Here is a 15,749-nt window from a genome sequence, read left to right as displayed (position 1 = left end):
CGGTCGTTCCGGTGGTGCTCACGCCGACAGCCTAAAGGGGGCCTCCGACATCGGCCGGAGGCCCCTCGGCGTGCTGCCGGGTCAGCGGGCCTCGTGCGCCTTGGCGACGTGGAGCCAGAAGAAGCCCTGCGTGCCGAGCGTCATCGTCAGCGTGCCGTCGTCCGAGAATCCGGGGAAGCGGCCGCCGCCGAACAGGTCGCTCAGCGTCGATCCGGGATTCTCCGGGTCGGTGATCGTGACCGAGACCGGGTTGTGGTTGAAGCTGAAGACGCAGAGCACCTCCTCGGGCTGGTCGCCCATCTCGGAGCCCGAGCCGGCGTAGTCCCGCACGAAGGCGAGCACCGACTCGTGGTCCGTCTCGAGGACGCGCATCGACCCGAGGCCGAACGCCGGGTGGCCGCGGCGCACGTGCAGGACGTTCCGCATCCAGTGCAGCAGGGAGCGGGACTGCGCCAGCTGCGCCTCCACGTTGACCTGGTTGTAGTGGTAGACGAGCGACTGGACGATCGGCTGCACGAGCTTGCCGGGGTCGGCGGCCGAGAAGCCGGCGTTGCGGTCGGGCGTCCACTGCATCGGCGTGCGCGACGCGTCGCGGTCGTTGAGCCAGATGTTGTCGCCCATGCCGATCTCGTCGCCGTAGTACAGGAACGGGCTGCCGGCGAGGGAGAAGAGCAGGGCGTTGATCAGCTCGAGCTCGGCACGCGAGTTGTCCAGCAGCGGCGCGAGCCTGCGGCGGATGCCGATGTTCGAGCGCATCCGCGGGTCGTAGGCGTACCAGCCGTACATGGCCTGGCGGTACTCCTCGGACACCATCTCGAGCGTGAGCTCGTCGTGGTTGCGGAGGAACACGCCCCAGGCGGCGCCGCTGGGGATGTCGAACGTCTCGGAGAGCACCTTCTTCAGCTCGTTCGCCGTCTGCGCGCGGAGGGAGTAGAAGATGCGCGGCATGACCGGGAAGTCGAACGCCATGTGGCACTCGGGCTCCTCCTCCGTGCCGAAGAACGCGGCGACCTCTCGCGGCCACTGGTTCGCCTCGGCGATCAGGATGCGGCCGGGGTAGTCGCGGTCGACCATGGTGCGGAGGTTCTTGATGAACTCGTGGGTGGGCGGCTCGCCCTCTCCGTTGCCCTCGTCGGACTCGTAGAGGTAGGGGATCGCGTCGAGCCGGATGCCGTCGACGCCGAGGTCGAGCCAGAACTTGACCACGTCGTGGATCGCCTCGTGCACGGCGGGGTTCTCGAAGTTGAGGTCCGGCTGGTGGGAGAAGAAGCGGTGGAAGTAGAACTGGCGGCGCTCGGCGTCGAAGGCCCAGTTCGAGTCCTCGGTGTCGACGAAGATGATGCGGATGTCCGGCCACTTGTCGTCGGTGTCGTTCCAGACGTAGAAGTCGCCGTAGGGGCCCTCGGGGTCGGACCGGGACTGCTGGAACCACTCGTGCTGGTCGCTGGTGTGGTTGAGCGGGAAGTCCATCACGATGCGCATGTTGCGCTCGTGGGCCTTCCGGACGAGGTCGCGGAAGTCCTCCATCGTGCCGAACTCGGGGAGGATCGCCTTGAAGTCGGAGACGTCGTAGCCGCCGTCGCGCAGAGGCGACATGTAGAACGGCGGGAGCCAGAGGGCGTCGATCCCGAGCCACTGCAGGTAGTCGAGCTTGGAGGCGAGCCCGTTGATGTCGCCGGCGCCGTCGCCGTTGGAGTCGTAGTACGACCGGATCATCACCTCGTAGAACACCGCCCGGCGGTACCACTGGGGGTCGAGTGCGAGTCCGGGGAGTTGGATCGGCGACGTGAAGCTCACGGTGCTCCTTCTGCTGCTGCCTGAGCGGATGACCGTCTCGCGAGACGGGTGGGCGGTGCGCCGTGTTGCGAGCGCGTGATCATGCTCCCGGCTCGGATCGAGGCCACGCAAGGCGTTGCGGCCAGATCTTCGACGGGCTTTCCCTACGATAAGGAACGCGATGACCACTCCCTCCCCCTACGCCTCCGATCTCGGCCGTGTCCCCGTCCGCGAGGCCGCGGTGGACGTCGCCGGATCCCGCACCGCCTACTGGACCTACGGCGCTCCGGACGCCTCGAGCGTCCTCGTGCTGGTGCACGGGTTCCGCGGCGAGCACCACGGCCTCGAGCCCGTCGTCGCCCGTCTGCTCGCCGGGGGAGCGGACGTGCGGGTCGTCGCTCCCGACCTGCCCGGCTTCGGCGCCTCGACCCCCATGACGCGCCTGCCGCACGACGTGGACGGCTACGCCTCCTGGCTCGGCTCCTTCCTCGACGCGCTGGGGCTCCGCGGTGAGGCGGCCGTCCTCGGCCACTCCTTCGGCTCGATCGTCGCGGCCGCGGCCGTCGCGGACGGGCTGCCCGCTCCGCTCCTGGTGCTGGTCAACCCGATCGGCGCGCCCGCCCTGCAGGGTCCCCGCGGCGTCCTGACCAGGCTCGCCGTCCTCTACTACCGGCTCGGCGCGCTCCTGCCGGGGCCCCTCGGACGCCGCCTGCTCAGCGACCCGTTGATCGTGCGGGTGATGAGCCTGGCGATGGTGAAGACGAAGGAGCCGGCGCTGCGACGCTTCGTGCACGACCAGCACGACCGCTACTTCAGCGCCTTCGCCTCCCGCGACACGGTCCTCGAGGCGTTCCGCGCCTCCGTCTCGCACGACGTCGGCGAGTACGCCTCCCGGATCGGCGTGCCGACCCAGCTGATCGCCGCGGCGCAGGACGACATCACTCCGCTCCCGGCGCAGTACCGCCTGCTCGAGAGGCTGCCGCACGCCCGCCTGCACGTCATCGACGGAGTCGGCCACCTGATCCACTACGAGACGCCGGACGAGGCCGCCGCCGTGCTGCGGACGGCCCTCGAGGAGGGGATCGACCGATGAGGATCGTCGTCGACTGCCGGTACACCCGGCTCGAGCGGCACGACGGGATCAGCCGCTACACCGCGGAGCTCGTCCGCGAGCTCGCGAAGCTGCACGACGTGACCATGCTGATCAGCGACCGCCGCCAGCTCGCGATGCTCCCGTCGCTCCCGTGGGAGCGCGTGACCGGGCCGACCAGCCCGTTCGAGCCGTTCGTCGCGCTGCTGGTGAACCGGCTGCGGCCCGACGTGGTCTTCTCGCCGATGCAGACCATGGGCTCGCTCGGCCGCCGCTACCGGCTCGTCCTGACCGTGCACGACCTCATCTACTACCGCCACCGCACTCCGCCGCGCGACCTGGCCGCTCCCGTGCGCGCGCTCTGGCGGCTCTACCACCTCGCCTGGTGGCCGCAGCGGAGGCTCCTCCAGCGCGCCGACGCGGTCGTCACCGTTTCGGAGACGACCCGCGACCTGATCCGCTCCCACCGCCTCACCACCCGGCCGGTGGTCGTCGTCCCGAACGCGGCGACCGAGCCCGACGAGGCGAGCGCCGCTCTGGCGGGATCGCTGCCCGACCGGTCGGCCGCGCGCTCGCTCGTCTACATGGGCTCGTTCATGCCCTACAAGAACGTCGAGACGCTCGCGCGCGCGATGCGGCTGCTGCCCGACTACGAGCTGCACCTGATGAGTCGGGCGAGCGACGAGACCGTCGAGACGCTCCGGGCCCTGGCGCCGACCGCGAAGCTGGTGTTCCACCAGGGGGCGCCGGACGCGGAGTACCGCGCGGTGCTCGCGCGGGCGACCGCTCTCGTGACGGCGAGCAGGGACGAGGGCTTCGGGATCCCGCTGGTCGAGGCGATGGCGCTCGGGACGCCGGTCGTGGTGAGCGACATCCCGATCTTCCGCGAGATCGCCCAGGACGCCGCCGTGTACGTCGACCCGTCGAGCGCGAAGGGCATCGCGGACGGTGTGCGGTCGCTCGAGGACGGCGCCGTGTGGCGGACGCACTCGGCCCGGGCGAGGGAGCGGGCCGCGGCCTTCTCCTGGCGCGACTCCGCCCGGGTGCTCTTCGGGCTCCTGCACGACCTCGGCCGGCGCTGACGCGGTCCGGCGACCGGACCGCCTCCGGGAGGCGGGCCGTCAGGCTCCCGGGGCCGGGCTGAGCACGTCGTCGAGGTCGACGTCCGCCACGACCACGTCGCCGGAGTCGTCGACGCCGACGATGCGCAGTGCCCCGTCGACGATCGCGAAGTCGTGCCGGGAGCCGTTGCCGACCGAGACGCCGTGCACGGGGAGGTCCTCGCTGCTGAGCGCGCGGATCAGGCTGCCGATGACCGCACCGTGCGTGGCGACGACGACGGACGCGTCGGGGAAGCGCTCGGCCACCTCGAGCAGCGCGGCGGTCGCCCGCTCGACGACCTCGGCGCGGGTCTCGCAGCCGGGGATCGGCGCGCGCTCGATGCCTCCGGGGAAGCGCTCGGCGAGCTCGGGACCGGTCATCCCCTCCGCCTCGCCGTAGGCGCGCTCGGCCAGGCCCGGCACCGCCAGCGGCTCGTCGAGGCCGAGACCGCGCGCGATGATCGCTCCGGTGTCGAAGGCGCGCTGCAGCGGACTGGCGACCACCGCGTCGAAGCGCCGGTCGGCGAGCAGCCGCGCCGCCGCCCGCGCCTGGGCGCGCCCGGTCGCGTTGAGCGGGATGTCGCTCCTGCCCTGGATGCGCCGGGCGGCGTTCCAGTCGGTCTGGCCGTGGCGGACGAGGGTGAGCTGGGTCACAGGGGCCTCTCGGGAGGTCGGGTGCGGAGCGGGCGGGAGCTCAGAGGGCGGCTTTGCGGCGCGCGGGCAGGCGCTCGGCGAGCTCGCGGAGCACCTCGCTGGTGCCGCCGTCGATCTTGATGCTTGCCCGCGAGTCGCCCTTGGTGGTGCCGCGGTTGACGATCACGATCGGCATCCGGGCGCGTCGGGCGATCTCGAGGAAGCGGATGCCGGAGTTGACCACGAGCGACGAGCCGGCGACGAGCAGGGCGTCGGCGCCCGCGACGATGGCGCGCGCCTCCTCGAACCGCTCGGTCGGGATGAACTCGCCGAAGAAGACGATGTCCGGCTTCAGGATCCCGCCGCAGACCGTGCACTCGGGGACGGTCATCGCCGAGACGTCGTGGACCTCGGCGTCGCCGTCGGGGTTGAGGGAGGAGACGTCGGGGTCGTCGAGCCAGGGGTTGAGCGCCTCGATCCGCTCGGCCACCGCGTCGCGGGCGAAGTACTGGCCGCAGGTCATGCAGCGCACACGGTCCGCCGAGCCGTGCAGATCCACCACGCGGCGCGAACCGGCTCGGACGTGCAGGCCGTCGACGTTCTGCGTGACGACGCCCGTGAGCAGGCCGCGCTCCTCGAGCCGGGCCAGGGCCCGGTGGCCGTCGTTGGGGCGCGTGCTGGTGAAGCGGCGCCAGCCGAGCTGGCTGCCGGCCCAGTACCGGCGGCGGTAGTCGGGATCGGCGACGAACTGGGAGTAGGTCATCGGGCTGCGCACCGGTGCCCCGGCTCCGCGGTAGTCGGGGATGCCCGAGTCGGTGCTCATGCCCGCGCCGGTGACGGCGGCGATGCGGCGCCCGCTGAGGAGTTCGACGGCCTGCTCGACCGCGAGCGCCTCGGGGCCCTCGGCGACCGGTGTCGGACTCGACTCCATCCGCGCCTCCTTCGAGGGCCGTTCGAGCGGCCCCTGGACGAGTTTAGTCCGCGCCGTGCCCTAGATTGCCGGGATGCCGATCGTGCACATCACCGACCTCGACCACCCGCTCCTCGCCGACTACCACCGCCTCACCGACGTGGCGCTGCGGCGGGTGCTGGAGCCGGAGGGCGGTCTGTACATCGCCGAGTCGGCCAAGGTGATCGAGCGGGCGCTCGACGCCGGGCACCGTCCCCGCTCGGTCCTGGTGCAGGAGAAGCGGCTGCCGGACGCGGCCGGGGTGCTCGAGCGTCATTCCGAGGTGCCGGTCTTCGTGGCGCCGGATCCGCTGATCGAGGAGCTGACCGGGTTCCACCTCCACCGCGGAGCGCTCGCCTCGATGCACCGTCCGCCGCTGCGGCCGATGGCCGAGCTGCTGGAGGGCGCGCGCCTCGTCGTGATCCTGGAGGACCTGGTCGACCACACCAACGTCGGCGCCGTCTTCCGCGCCGCGGCCGGCATGGGCGCGGACGCGGTTCTCGTGACGCCGCGCTGCGCGGACCCCCTGTACCGTCGCAGCGTCCGGGTGAGCATGGGCACGGTCCTGCAGGTGCCGTGGACGCGCACCCCTGAGTGGGCACCGGCTCGCCGCGCTCTGGAGGAGGCCGGGTTCTCGGTCGCCGCGCTGGCGCTCGCTCCGGACGCGGTGCCGCTCGACGAGTACGCGGCGGCTCGCCCCGAGCGCGTCGCGATCGTCCTGGGCGCCGAGGGGGACGGCCTCAGCCGCGCGGCGCTGGACGCATCGGACACCGTCGTCACCATCCCGATGCTGCACGGCGTCGACTCGCTCAACGTGGCCTCGGCGAGCGCCGTCGCACTGTGGGCGCTGACCCGCGGGCGCTGACCGCCCGGCTCCGGCGCTCGGCGGCCCCGCGGTGACCTGCTGCTGACGCTCCCGCCGCTGGATCGGGGTCGGTGCCGCGCGTCACCCGCCGCGTCCGACGACGGGGCGGCGTCCGGGACGGGTGAGAGGCCCGCCCGTACGATGACGGGGTGACCTCCCCGACCCGATCCGACGACGCCCTCGACCTGTTCGGGGAGCCCGCCGCGCCGGAGCCGCGACCGCGTCGACGGCGCGGGGCGGTCGTCGCCGGTCTCGTCGCCGCGACCGTGCTGGTCGGTGGAGGCGGTGCCTACGCGACCAACGCGGCGACCGCGGAGCTGCCGACGGCGAGCGCCGTCGCGGTGGACCCCGTCTCGAGCACCGTCGACGCGCCCGCTCCGGCCTGGCCGGCCTACGGCTCCGGCGCCGTGGCGGCCGTGGGCATCGACGGGACGGAGGAGGACGGGCTGCTCGCCCGCTACGGCTCCACCGGAACCGTGCCGACGGGGAGCATCGCCAAGGTCGTCACCGCTCTCGTCGTCCTCGCGGCGAAGCCGATCGCAGAGGGGACGGACGGGGAGACCATCACCTTCACGAGCGCGGACGTGCAGTACTACAACGACACCCTGGCCGAGAACGGCTCGAACGCTCCGGTCACCGCGGGTCTGCAGCTGACCGAGCGGGAGGCGCTGACCGCCATGATGCTCCCGTCCGCGAACAACTACGCGAAGTCCCTCGCGATCTGGGCGTACGGCTCGGAGGACGCCTTCCTCGCCGCGGCGCGCGGCTGGCTCGACGGGCAGGGGCTCGAGCGGACCTCCCTCGCCGACACCAGCGGGCTCTCGCCGGCGACGGTCAGCACGACGGCCGAGATGGTGCGCCTGGGCGAGCTGCTGATCGCGGACCCGGTGCTCGCTCCGATCGTCGCGACGCCGACCGCGGTCATCCCGGGGGTCGGCGAGGTCGACAACACCAACTCGATCCTCGGCCGCTCGGGAGTGGACGGGATCAAGACGGGGACGACCGACGAGGCGGGCTCGTGCCTGCTGTTCTCGCTCGACGCGACCGTCGAGGGCCGGCCGGTCACCCTGGTCGGCGTGGTGGTGGGCGCGCGCACGCATCCGCAGCTCGCCGCGGACGTGCTGACCCTCGTGCCGACCGTCGAGGCGGGCTTCCGGACCGTCCCGCTGACCGTCGAGGGCCAGGACTACGGCACCCTCACGAGCGCCTGGGGGGAGACGGCGACGGCCGAGACCGCGGAGGCGCGGTCCGTGCTGGTGTGGGGTGCGGTCTCGACGTCGACCACGGTCGCCCTCGATCCGCTCGAGACCGTCGCCGACGGCGAGCGCGTGGGGACCGCGACCGTCGACGTCAACGGCACCCCGTACGAGCTTCCCCTCGTCGCCGACGGGTCGATCGAGGACCCGGGCTTCGCCTGGCGCCTCGGCCACCCGGCCGAGCTGTTCGGCTGAGCGCGGGGCGAGCCGCCGCCTCCCGGGAGCGGATCAGGCCAGGGGATCCGCGGCCCGGTCGCCGACGATCCGCACGCCGGCGGTCGCGATGTCCTCGGCGACCTCCTCCGGCGTCGCGTTGCCCGGCACGACCGAGCCCGGCTCCGAGGCCCCGGGATCGGTGCTCCAGCGCTCGGCGGAGGGCCGCTTGGCGGTGATGAAGTCGCCGGAGGACTGGTGGCGGACTCGGCGCAGCACCCACGGCACGAGGTACTCCCGCGCCCACTGGATGTCCTCCGTGCGGGCGGCACGCCAGGTGCGGGCGTGCAGCGGCTCCGGGGCGAGGGGGCGCAGGTCGTTCTCGACGTTCAGCGACTCGAGGACCATGCGCGCGACCTCGTGGTGGCCGTGCGGGTTGAGGTGCAGGCGGTCCGGCGCCCACATCCGCACGTCCTGGATCTCCTGGAGGGACCACTGGTCGGCGACGATGCAGTCGTACCGCTTGGCCAGCGCCCGCAGGTTCTCGTTGTAGATCGCGACCTTCCCGCGGATCCGCCCGAACACGGGGGAGAAGCCCACATCCACTCCGGTGAAGAGGACGACGGTCGCCCCGTCGGAGCGGAGCCGGGCGAGGCCCGACTCGAAGCGGGACGCGATGTCGTCGGGGTCGGTCCCCGGGCGGATGACGTCGTTCCCGCCCGCGGAGATGGTGATGAGGTCGGGGCGCAGCTCCAGGGCGGGCTCGACCTGCTCATCGACGATCTGCTGCAGGAGGCGGCCGCGGACCGCCAGGTTGGCGTAGGCGAAGTCCTCGTTCTGGCTGCCCAGGACCTCCGCCACGCGGTCCGCCCAGCCGCGGTGCCCGCCGGGGCTGCCGGGCTCGGGATCGCCGATCCCCTCGGTGAAGGAGTCGCCCAGGGCGACGTAGCGGGACCACGGATGACGCTGCTCGACCATCCCTCCATCATGCTCCGCACCCGGCCGCCGGTGGCACGGCGCGACACGCCGTGCGCCTCCCGGCGGGCCGCGGAGACCGAGCCGCTGTCGGAGGCGTCGGCTAGATTCGGTCCACGTGAACAGTCCCTCGAGCTTCGGTCATCAGGTCGGCACCTCCGCCGCTGAGCACCTGTCCCCGTCGTTCCCGGGCAGGGCGCCGTGGGGTACCGCGAACAAGCTCCGCGCCTGGCAGGCGGAGGCGCTCGAGGCCTACTTCCAGCACGAGCCGCGCGACTTCCTGGCCGCCGCGACCCCGGGCGCGGGCAAGACCACCTTCGCGCTGCGGCTGGCCGCCGAGCTGCTGCACAACCGCACGGTCGACCGGATCACCGTGGTCGCGCCGACGGAGCACCTCAAGCGCCAGTGGGCCGAGGCCGCGCACCGCGTCGGCATCCGCCTGGACCCGACCTTCACCAACCGCATGGGCCGCCACGCCCGCCACTACCACGGCGTCGCCGTCACCTACGCGCAGGTCGCCGTCCGCGCCGAGCTCCACCGCGAGCTCACCCTGTCCGGGCGCACCCTCGTCATCCTCGACGAGGTGCACCACGCCGGCGACGCGCTCAGCTGGGGCGACGCGGTGCGCGAGGCCTTCGAGCCCGCCGTCCGCCGGCTCTCGCTGACCGGGACGCCGTTCCGCTCGGACACGGCAGCGATCCCGTTCGTCAGCTACCTGCCGGACGAGGAGGGCATCCGCACCTCGCTCACCGACTACGCCTACGGCTACGGCCGCGCGCTCGCGGACGGCGTCGTCCGGCCGGTGCTGTTCATGGTCTACGCCGGGCAGATGTGCTGGAAGTCGAAGGCCGGCGACGAGATGGAGGCGCGGCTCGGCGAGGGCAACACCAAGGACATCACCTCGCAGGCCTGGCGGACCGCGCTGGACCCGAAGGGCGACTGGATCCCCTCTGTCCTCCGCGCCGCGAACACCCGCCTCACCGAGGTGCGGCGCGCCGTGCCCGACGCCGGCGGCCTGGTCATCGCGACCGACCACTACACCGCGCGCGCCTACGCCGCGATGCTCCGCGAGATCAGCGGCGAGACCGTCACCGTCGTGCTCTCCGACGAGAAGGAGGCGAGCGACCGGATCGAGGAGTTCGCGAAGGACACCAGTCGCTGGATGGTCGCGGTCCGCATGGTCTCCGAGGGCGTCGACGTGCCGAGGCTCGCCGTCGGCGTCTACGCGACATCGGCGTCGACTCCTCTGTTCTTCGCCCAGGCGATCGGCCGCTTCGTGCGCGCGCGGCGCCGCGGCGAGACCGCCTCGGTGTTCCTCCCGAACGTGCCCGGCCTGCTCGCGCTGGCGGGCTCGATGGAGCTGCAGCGCGATCACGCCCTCGACCGCAGGACCTCCGACGACGAGGAGTACCCCGAGGCCGACCTGATGGCCGACGCCGAGCGCAGCGACAAGGCGTCCTCCGATCTCCTGGAGGAGGGCCGCTTCGAGTCGATCGGCTCGGCCGCCACCTTCGACCGCGTCGTCTACGAGGGCGCCGAGTTCGGGATGGAGGTCGAGGTCGAGAGCGAGGAGGAGCTCGACTTCATCGGCCTGCCGGGGCTCCTCGAGCCCGACCAGGTGCGGGAGCTCCTCCAGCACCGGCAGCAGCGGCAGGCCAAGCGCGCCGGCAGCCGCGCGGGGGCGGCGGCCCCGGCCGAGCCGGTGAGCGAGATCCCGGCACCGCTCTACCGCACGCTCAAGGAGCAGCGCAGCCTGCTCAACTCCCTGGTCGGCCTGTGGGCACGGGGGACGGGCGAGTCGCACGGCCAGGTGCACACCGAGCTGCGCCGGCTCTGCGGCGGACCCGCGGTGGCGCAGGCGAGCGTGACCCAGCTGCAGGCGCGGATCGACCTCCTGCGGCGCAGGCTCGGCTCGCACTGATCGCGGTGCGGCGCCCCGGTCCGTGGCGACGTGGCCCTGACGACGGGGCCGATCGCTGCTCCCGCCCAGCCCGGCCGGCCCCTCCGCGTGGGCCGGACAGCCCCTCCGGCGCGTTCTAGCCGATGCACCCGGCGCGGCGCCAGCCCTCCCCGGCGGACCGGGCGCGACCGTACTGTTCGAGCGTGACCCGCCGGAACGACCTGCCCGCTCACGCGCCCGCAGGACGAACCGGACGGCGGTTCCGGCCGCCGGTCGTGACCACCGGAGGAGGACCGCGCGATGAGCGCTGACCGTCAGGGGAATGCTCGAGACACGCTCGCTAAGCTGAGCAGTCGGTCCGTCGCGGAAGTGACGGACCATCACCCCCGACGTCGGGCATCCGCAGACCGCACATCGGCGTCTCCCGGACTGCCCGAGAACAATCCCCTGAGGAGTCTCGTGGAGACCTGGCCCGGAACCGCCTACCCGTTGGGCGCGACGTTCGACGGAAGCGGCACGAACTTCGCCCTGTTCAGCGAGATCGCCGAGCGCGTCGAGCTGTGCCTCTTCGAGGAGGACGGCACCGAGACGCGCGTCGAGATCCAGGAGTCGGACGCCTACGTCTGGCACTGCTACCTCCCGCAGGTCCAGCCGGGCCAGCGCTACGGCTTCCGCATCCACGGACCGTACGACCCCGATGCCGGCCACCGCTGCAACCCGAACAAGCTGCTGCTGGACCCCTACGCGAAGGCGATCTCGGGGGAGATCGACTGGGACCAGTCCCTCTTCTCGTACACCTTCGGCGACCCGGACTCGACGAACGACGAGGACTCGGCGCCGCACATGATGATGGGCGTCGTCATCAACCCCTTCTTCGACTGGGCCGGTGACCGCCGCCCGCGCACCTCCTACGACAGCACCGTGATCTACGAGGCGCACGTGAAGGGGCTCACCAAGACGCACCCCGACGTGCCGGAGGAGCTCCGCGGCACCTACGCCGGAGTCGCCCACCCCGCGGTGATCGACCACCTCAAGCACCTGGGCGTCTCGGCGATCGAGCTCATGCCCGTGCACCAGTTCGTGAACGACTCCACGCTGATGGACAAGGGCCTCTCGAACTACTGGGGCTACAACACGATCGGCTTCTTCGCACCGCAGAACACCTACTCCTCCACGGGCGACCAGGGCCAGCAGGTCCAGGAGTTCAAGAGCATGGTGAAGGCGCTCCACGCGGCCGGCATCGAGGTCATCCTCGACGTGGTCTACAACCACACGGCGGAGGGCAACCACCTCGGCCCCACCCTGTCGTTCCGCGGCATCGACAACGAGGCCTACTACCGCCTCGTCGACGACGACAAGCGCTACTACATGGACTACACCGGCACCGGGAACACCCTGAACGTGCGCCACCCGCACTCGCTCCAGCTCATCATGGACTCGCTGCGCTACTGGGTGACGGAGATGCGCGTCGACGGCTTCCGCTTCGACCTCGCCTCGGCGCTGGCACGCGAGTTCTACGACGTCGACCGGCTCTCCACCTTCTTCGAGCTCGTCCAGCAGGACCCGGTGGTCTCGCAGGTGAAGCTGATCGCCGAGCCGTGGGACGTCGGGCCCGGCGGCTACCAGGTGGGAAACTTCCCGCCCCAGTGGACGGAGTGGAACGGCAAGTACCGCGACACGGTCCGCGACTTCTGGCGCGGCGAGCCGTCGACGCTGGGGGAGTTCGCCTCGCGCCTCACCGGCTCGGCCGACCTCTACGCGCACTCGGGCCGCTACCCGGTCGCCTCGATCAACTTCGTCACGGCGCACGACGGCTTCACCCTCCGGGACCTGGTCTCGTACAACGAGAAGCACAACGACGCCAACGGCGAGGACGGCAACGACGGGGAGTCGCACAACCGCTCCTGGAACCACGGAGTGGAGGGGCCCACGGACGACCCGCGGGTGCTCGCGCTCCGAGCGCGCCAGCAGCGGAACTTCCTCGCGACGATGCTGATCTCCCAGGGCGTCCCGATGATCCTCCACGGCGACGAGCTGGGCCGGACCCAGAACGGCAACAACAACACCTACGCCCAGGACAGCGAGCTGACCTGGATCGACTGGGCCCACGCCGACCGGCCGCTGCTCGAGTTCACCGCGGCGCTCATCCGCCTGCGCGCCGAGCACCCGACCTTCCGACGCATGCGCTTCTTCGACGGCCGCCCCGTGCTGCGCGGCGACGGCGAGCCCCTGCCCGACATCGTCTGGTTCACCGCCGCCGGCACCGAGATGTCCCCGTCCGACTGGGACTCCGGCCTCGGCCGATCGGTGGGTATCTACCTCAACGGCAACGGGATCCGCGAGCGCGACCAGCGCGGGCGCCCCGTCACCGACGACAGCTTCCTCCTGTACTTCAACGCCGACGACGTCGACGTCGAGTTCGCGATCCCGAGCGACGAGTACGCGCTCGAGTGGAGCGTCCTCGTCGACACCGCCGGCGCCGAGGCGGACTCGATCCCGCGTCCGGCGGGGGCGATGCTCACCGTCCAGGCGAAGTCGCTCGTCATCCTCCAGGAGCACAGCACCCCCGAGCCCGAGGTCGACCACTCGGTCGCCGCCTCGCTCGCGTCCCTGGCCGCCACCTCGGCGATCCCGATCGTCTCCTCGACCGGACCCACCAGCCCCCACGCCGAGTCGACCGACTCCGCGACCGCACCCTCGACAGGAGCCTGACGTGCGTCTGCCCGCCTCCACCTACCGCCTCCAGATCCGGTCGGCGTTCGACCTCGACGACGCCGCCCGGGTCGCCGACTACGTGCGCGCGCTCGGAGCGGACTGGCTGTACTTCTCGCCGCTGCTGAAGGCCGAGCCCGGCTCGGACCACGGCTACGACGTGGTGGACCACACCGAGGTCGATCCCGACCGCGGTGGCGCGGCCGGCCTGGCGAACGCCGCGGCCGCGGCGCGGGCGGAGGGCCTCGGCGTCCTCATCGACATCGTCCCCAACCACATGGGCGTCGCGACCCCGAGCGAGAACTCGTGGTGGTGGGACCTGCTGAGGAACGGGAAGTCCTCCCGCTACGCCACCGCCTTCGACATCGACTGGGAGGCGGGGGGCGGGAAGCTGCGCGTGCCGATCCTCGGCGACGGTGCGAGCGAGGGCGACAGCGACAGCGAGCTCGACGCGCTCGAGGTCGTCGGCGACGAGCTGCACTACTACGAGAACCGCCTGCCGATCGCGCCCGGCACCGCCGAGCCCGGCGACTCCGGCCGCACGGTGCACGAGCGCCAGAGCTACGAGCTCGTGAACTGGCGCCGCGCCGACGCCGAGCTGAACTACCGCCGCTTCTTCGCGGTGAACACCCTCGCCGCCATCACGGTCGAGCGGCCCGAGGTGTTCGACGCCTCGCACGCCGAGATCGTCCGCTGGTTCACCGAGGGGCTCGCTGACGGCCTGCGCGTCGACCACCCGGACGGCCTGGCCGACCCGGGCGGATACCTCGACGACCTGGCCCGCGCGATCGGCGGCGCCCCGGTCTGGGTCGAGAAGATCCTCGAGGGCGACGAGGAGCTCCCGCCGCACTGGGCGACCGTCGGCACCACGGGCTACGACGCCCTGGCCGACGTCGACCGCATCCTGGTCGACCCCGACGCCCGCCCCGTGCTGGAGGGCCTCGACGCCGAGCTCACGGGGAAGGGCGCCCCGCTGCAGTGGGCCGACCTCATCCACGACACCAAGCGCGGCATCGCGGACGGGATCCTCCGCTCCGAGGTCCTGCGGCTGGCCCGCCTGATCCCCGGCATCGAGGGAGCGGACGACGCGCTGGCGGAGCTCCTGGCGACCTACCCGGTCTACCGCAGCTACCTCCCCTACGGAGCGGAGCACCTCGAGCACGCCCGCGTCGACGCCGTGCGCCGCCGTCCCGAGATCCGCGCGACCATCGACGAGGTCGCCGCGGCGCTCGGCGAGACCGGCACTCCGGTGTCCGTGCGCTTCCAGCAGACCTCCGGCATGGTGATGGCGAAGGGCGTCGAGGACACGGCGTTCTACCGCTTCAGCCGCCTCACCTCGCTGAACGAGGTCGGAGCGGACCCGGACGAGTTCGCGATCGACCTGGTCGAGTTCCACCGCCGCCAGGCCGTGCGCCAGGCCTCGTTCCCCGCCTCGCTCACCACGCTCTCGACCCACGACACGAAGCGCGGCGAGGACACCCGTGCCCGCATCACCGCACTGGCCGAGGACCCGGAGGCGTGGGCGGCGACGCTCCGCGAGCTCCACGACCTCGTCGGCTTCGGCGACGGCCCGATCGAGCACCTGCTCTGGGAGGCCCTCGTGGGGACCTGGCCCGCGAGCCGCGAGCGCCTGCACGCCTACGCCGAGAAGGCGTCGCGCGAGGCCGACGACTCGACGCACTGGACCGCTCCTGACGAGCAGTTCGAGAAGCGGATGCACGCGGCGATCGACGCGGCGTACGACGAGCCCGCCGTCCGCCGGCTGGTCGAGCAGACCGTCGAGCGGGTGTCTGCCGCCGGCTGGTCGAACGGCCTCGCCGCGAAGCTCGTGCAGATCACCGCCCCGGGCATCCCGGACGTCTACCAGGGCAGCGAGCTCTGGGAGACCTCCCTCGTCGACCCGGACAACCGCCGCGAGGTCGACTTCGGGCAGCGTCGAGCGCTGCTGGAGCGGATCGACGGCGGCTGGAAGCCCGCGATCGACGCCGAGGGAGCCGCGAAGCTCCTCGTCACCTCACGCGCCCTCCGGCTCCGCCGCGACCGCCCCGAGCTGTTCACCCGCTACGCCGCCGTCCCCGCGATCGGGCCCGCCGCCGAGCACGCGATCGCTTTCGACCGCGGCGGCGCGCTGACCGTCGCGACCAGGCTCCCCGAGGGCCTCGCCGCTTCGGGCGGGTGGAACGGCACGGTCGTGGTCCTGCCCGGGCACCCGATGGAGGACATCCTCACCGGCCGCACCTTCGCGGGAGGAGTGACTCCGGTCGCCGAGATCCTCGCCGACTACCCCGTGGCACTGCTCGCCCCGGTCTCCTGACCGGTTCCGCCACCGCACCGCAGACC

At 72.2% G+C, this 15,749-nt stretch carries 11 protein-coding genes; 7 read left to right on the top strand and 4 right to left on the bottom strand.

Features of this window, described 5'->3' with window-relative positions:
- Positions 1-81: 81 nt before the first annotated feature.
- Positions 82-1,797 (bottom strand): maltose alpha-D-glucosyltransferase, encoded by a 1,716-nt coding sequence (gene treS, locus C5C99_RS02380; protein ID WP_104221970.1) that lies wholly within the window; start codon positions 1,795-1,797, stop codon positions 82-84.
- Positions 1,798-1,957: 160 nt separating this feature from the next.
- Here treS and C5C99_RS02375 point away from each other — a divergent pair, with 160 nt between their 5' ends.
- Together C5C99_RS02375 and C5C99_RS02370 are read left to right on the top strand one after the other, a co-directional pair.
- Positions 1,958-2,869 carry an alpha/beta fold hydrolase gene (locus C5C99_RS02375; protein ID WP_104221972.1) on the top strand — a complete coding sequence of 304 codons (912 nt, stop codon included), beginning with the start codon at positions 1,958-1,960 and terminating at the stop codon, positions 2,867-2,869.
- Complete coding sequence (locus C5C99_RS02370; protein ID WP_104339546.1) at positions 2,866-3,948, top strand: glycosyltransferase family 1 protein; 1,083 nt, start codon at positions 2,866-2,868, stop codon at positions 3,946-3,948. Before C5C99_RS02375 ends, C5C99_RS02370 begins: the two co-directional genes overlap by 4 nt.
- 39 nt (positions 3,949-3,987) lie before the next feature.
- Here the strand turns inward: C5C99_RS02370 and C5C99_RS02365 are convergent, their stop codons facing one another.
- Positions 3,988-4,620 (bottom strand): histidine phosphatase family protein, encoded by a 633-nt coding sequence (locus C5C99_RS02365; RefSeq protein ID WP_104232621.1) that lies wholly within the window; start codon positions 4,618-4,620, stop codon positions 3,988-3,990.
- A 40-nt stretch (positions 4,621-4,660) separates the two neighbouring features.
- On the bottom strand, positions 4,661-5,530 hold the full coding sequence (locus tag C5C99_RS02360) for a Sir2 family NAD-dependent protein deacetylase (RefSeq protein WP_104339545.1): 870 nt from the start codon (positions 5,528-5,530) through the stop codon (positions 4,661-4,663).
- Between the two features lie 73 nt (positions 5,531-5,603).
- Between C5C99_RS02360 and C5C99_RS02355 the strand changes: the two genes are divergently transcribed.
- Both C5C99_RS02355 and C5C99_RS02350 read left to right on the top strand, forming a co-directional pair.
- On the top strand, positions 5,604-6,413 hold the full coding sequence (locus C5C99_RS02355; protein WP_104225277.1) for an RNA methyltransferase: 810 nt from the start codon (positions 5,604-5,606) through the stop codon (positions 6,411-6,413).
- Positions 6,414-6,562: 149 nt separating this feature from the next.
- A complete protein-coding gene (locus C5C99_RS02350) occupies positions 6,563-7,864 on the top strand; it encodes a D-alanyl-D-alanine carboxypeptidase family protein (protein WP_104339544.1) in 1,302 nt (433 codons plus the stop codon).
- A gap of 33 nt (positions 7,865-7,897) precedes the next feature.
- Here C5C99_RS02350 and C5C99_RS02345 read toward each other — a convergent pair whose 3' ends face one another.
- Positions 7,898-8,800 carry an SGNH/GDSL hydrolase family protein gene (locus C5C99_RS02345; RefSeq protein ID WP_104267332.1) on the bottom strand — a complete coding sequence of 301 codons (903 nt, stop codon included), beginning with the start codon at positions 8,798-8,800 and terminating at the stop codon, positions 7,898-7,900.
- Between the two features lie 115 nt (positions 8,801-8,915).
- Here C5C99_RS02345 and C5C99_RS02340 point away from each other — a divergent pair, with 115 nt between their 5' ends.
- The 3 genes from C5C99_RS02340 (at position 8,916) to treY (ending at position 15,723) form a co-directional block, all read left to right on the top strand.
- Positions 8,916-10,718: a DEAD/DEAH box helicase gene (locus C5C99_RS02340; protein WP_104339543.1), complete on the top strand. Its 1,803-nt coding sequence runs from the start codon at positions 8,916-8,918 to the stop codon at positions 10,716-10,718.
- A gap of 438 nt (positions 10,719-11,156) precedes the next feature.
- Positions 11,157-13,409 carry a glycogen debranching protein GlgX gene (gene glgX, locus C5C99_RS02335; RefSeq protein ID WP_104237465.1) on the top strand — a complete coding sequence of 751 codons (2,253 nt, stop codon included), beginning with the start codon at positions 11,157-11,159 and terminating at the stop codon, positions 13,407-13,409.
- Between the two features lies 1 nt (position 13,410).
- Positions 13,411-15,723 (top strand): malto-oligosyltrehalose synthase, encoded by a 2,313-nt coding sequence (gene treY / locus C5C99_RS02330; RefSeq protein WP_104339542.1) that lies wholly within the window; start codon positions 13,411-13,413, stop codon positions 15,721-15,723.
- The last annotated feature ends 26 nt before the right edge of the window (positions 15,724-15,749 follow it).

This window comes from Rathayibacter sp. AY1C4 (assembly GCF_002932195.1).
Classification (GTDB): Bacteria; Actinomycetota; Actinomycetes; order Actinomycetales; family Microbacteriaceae; genus Rathayibacter.
This window is presented reverse-complemented; position numbering and strand designations above follow the sequence as displayed.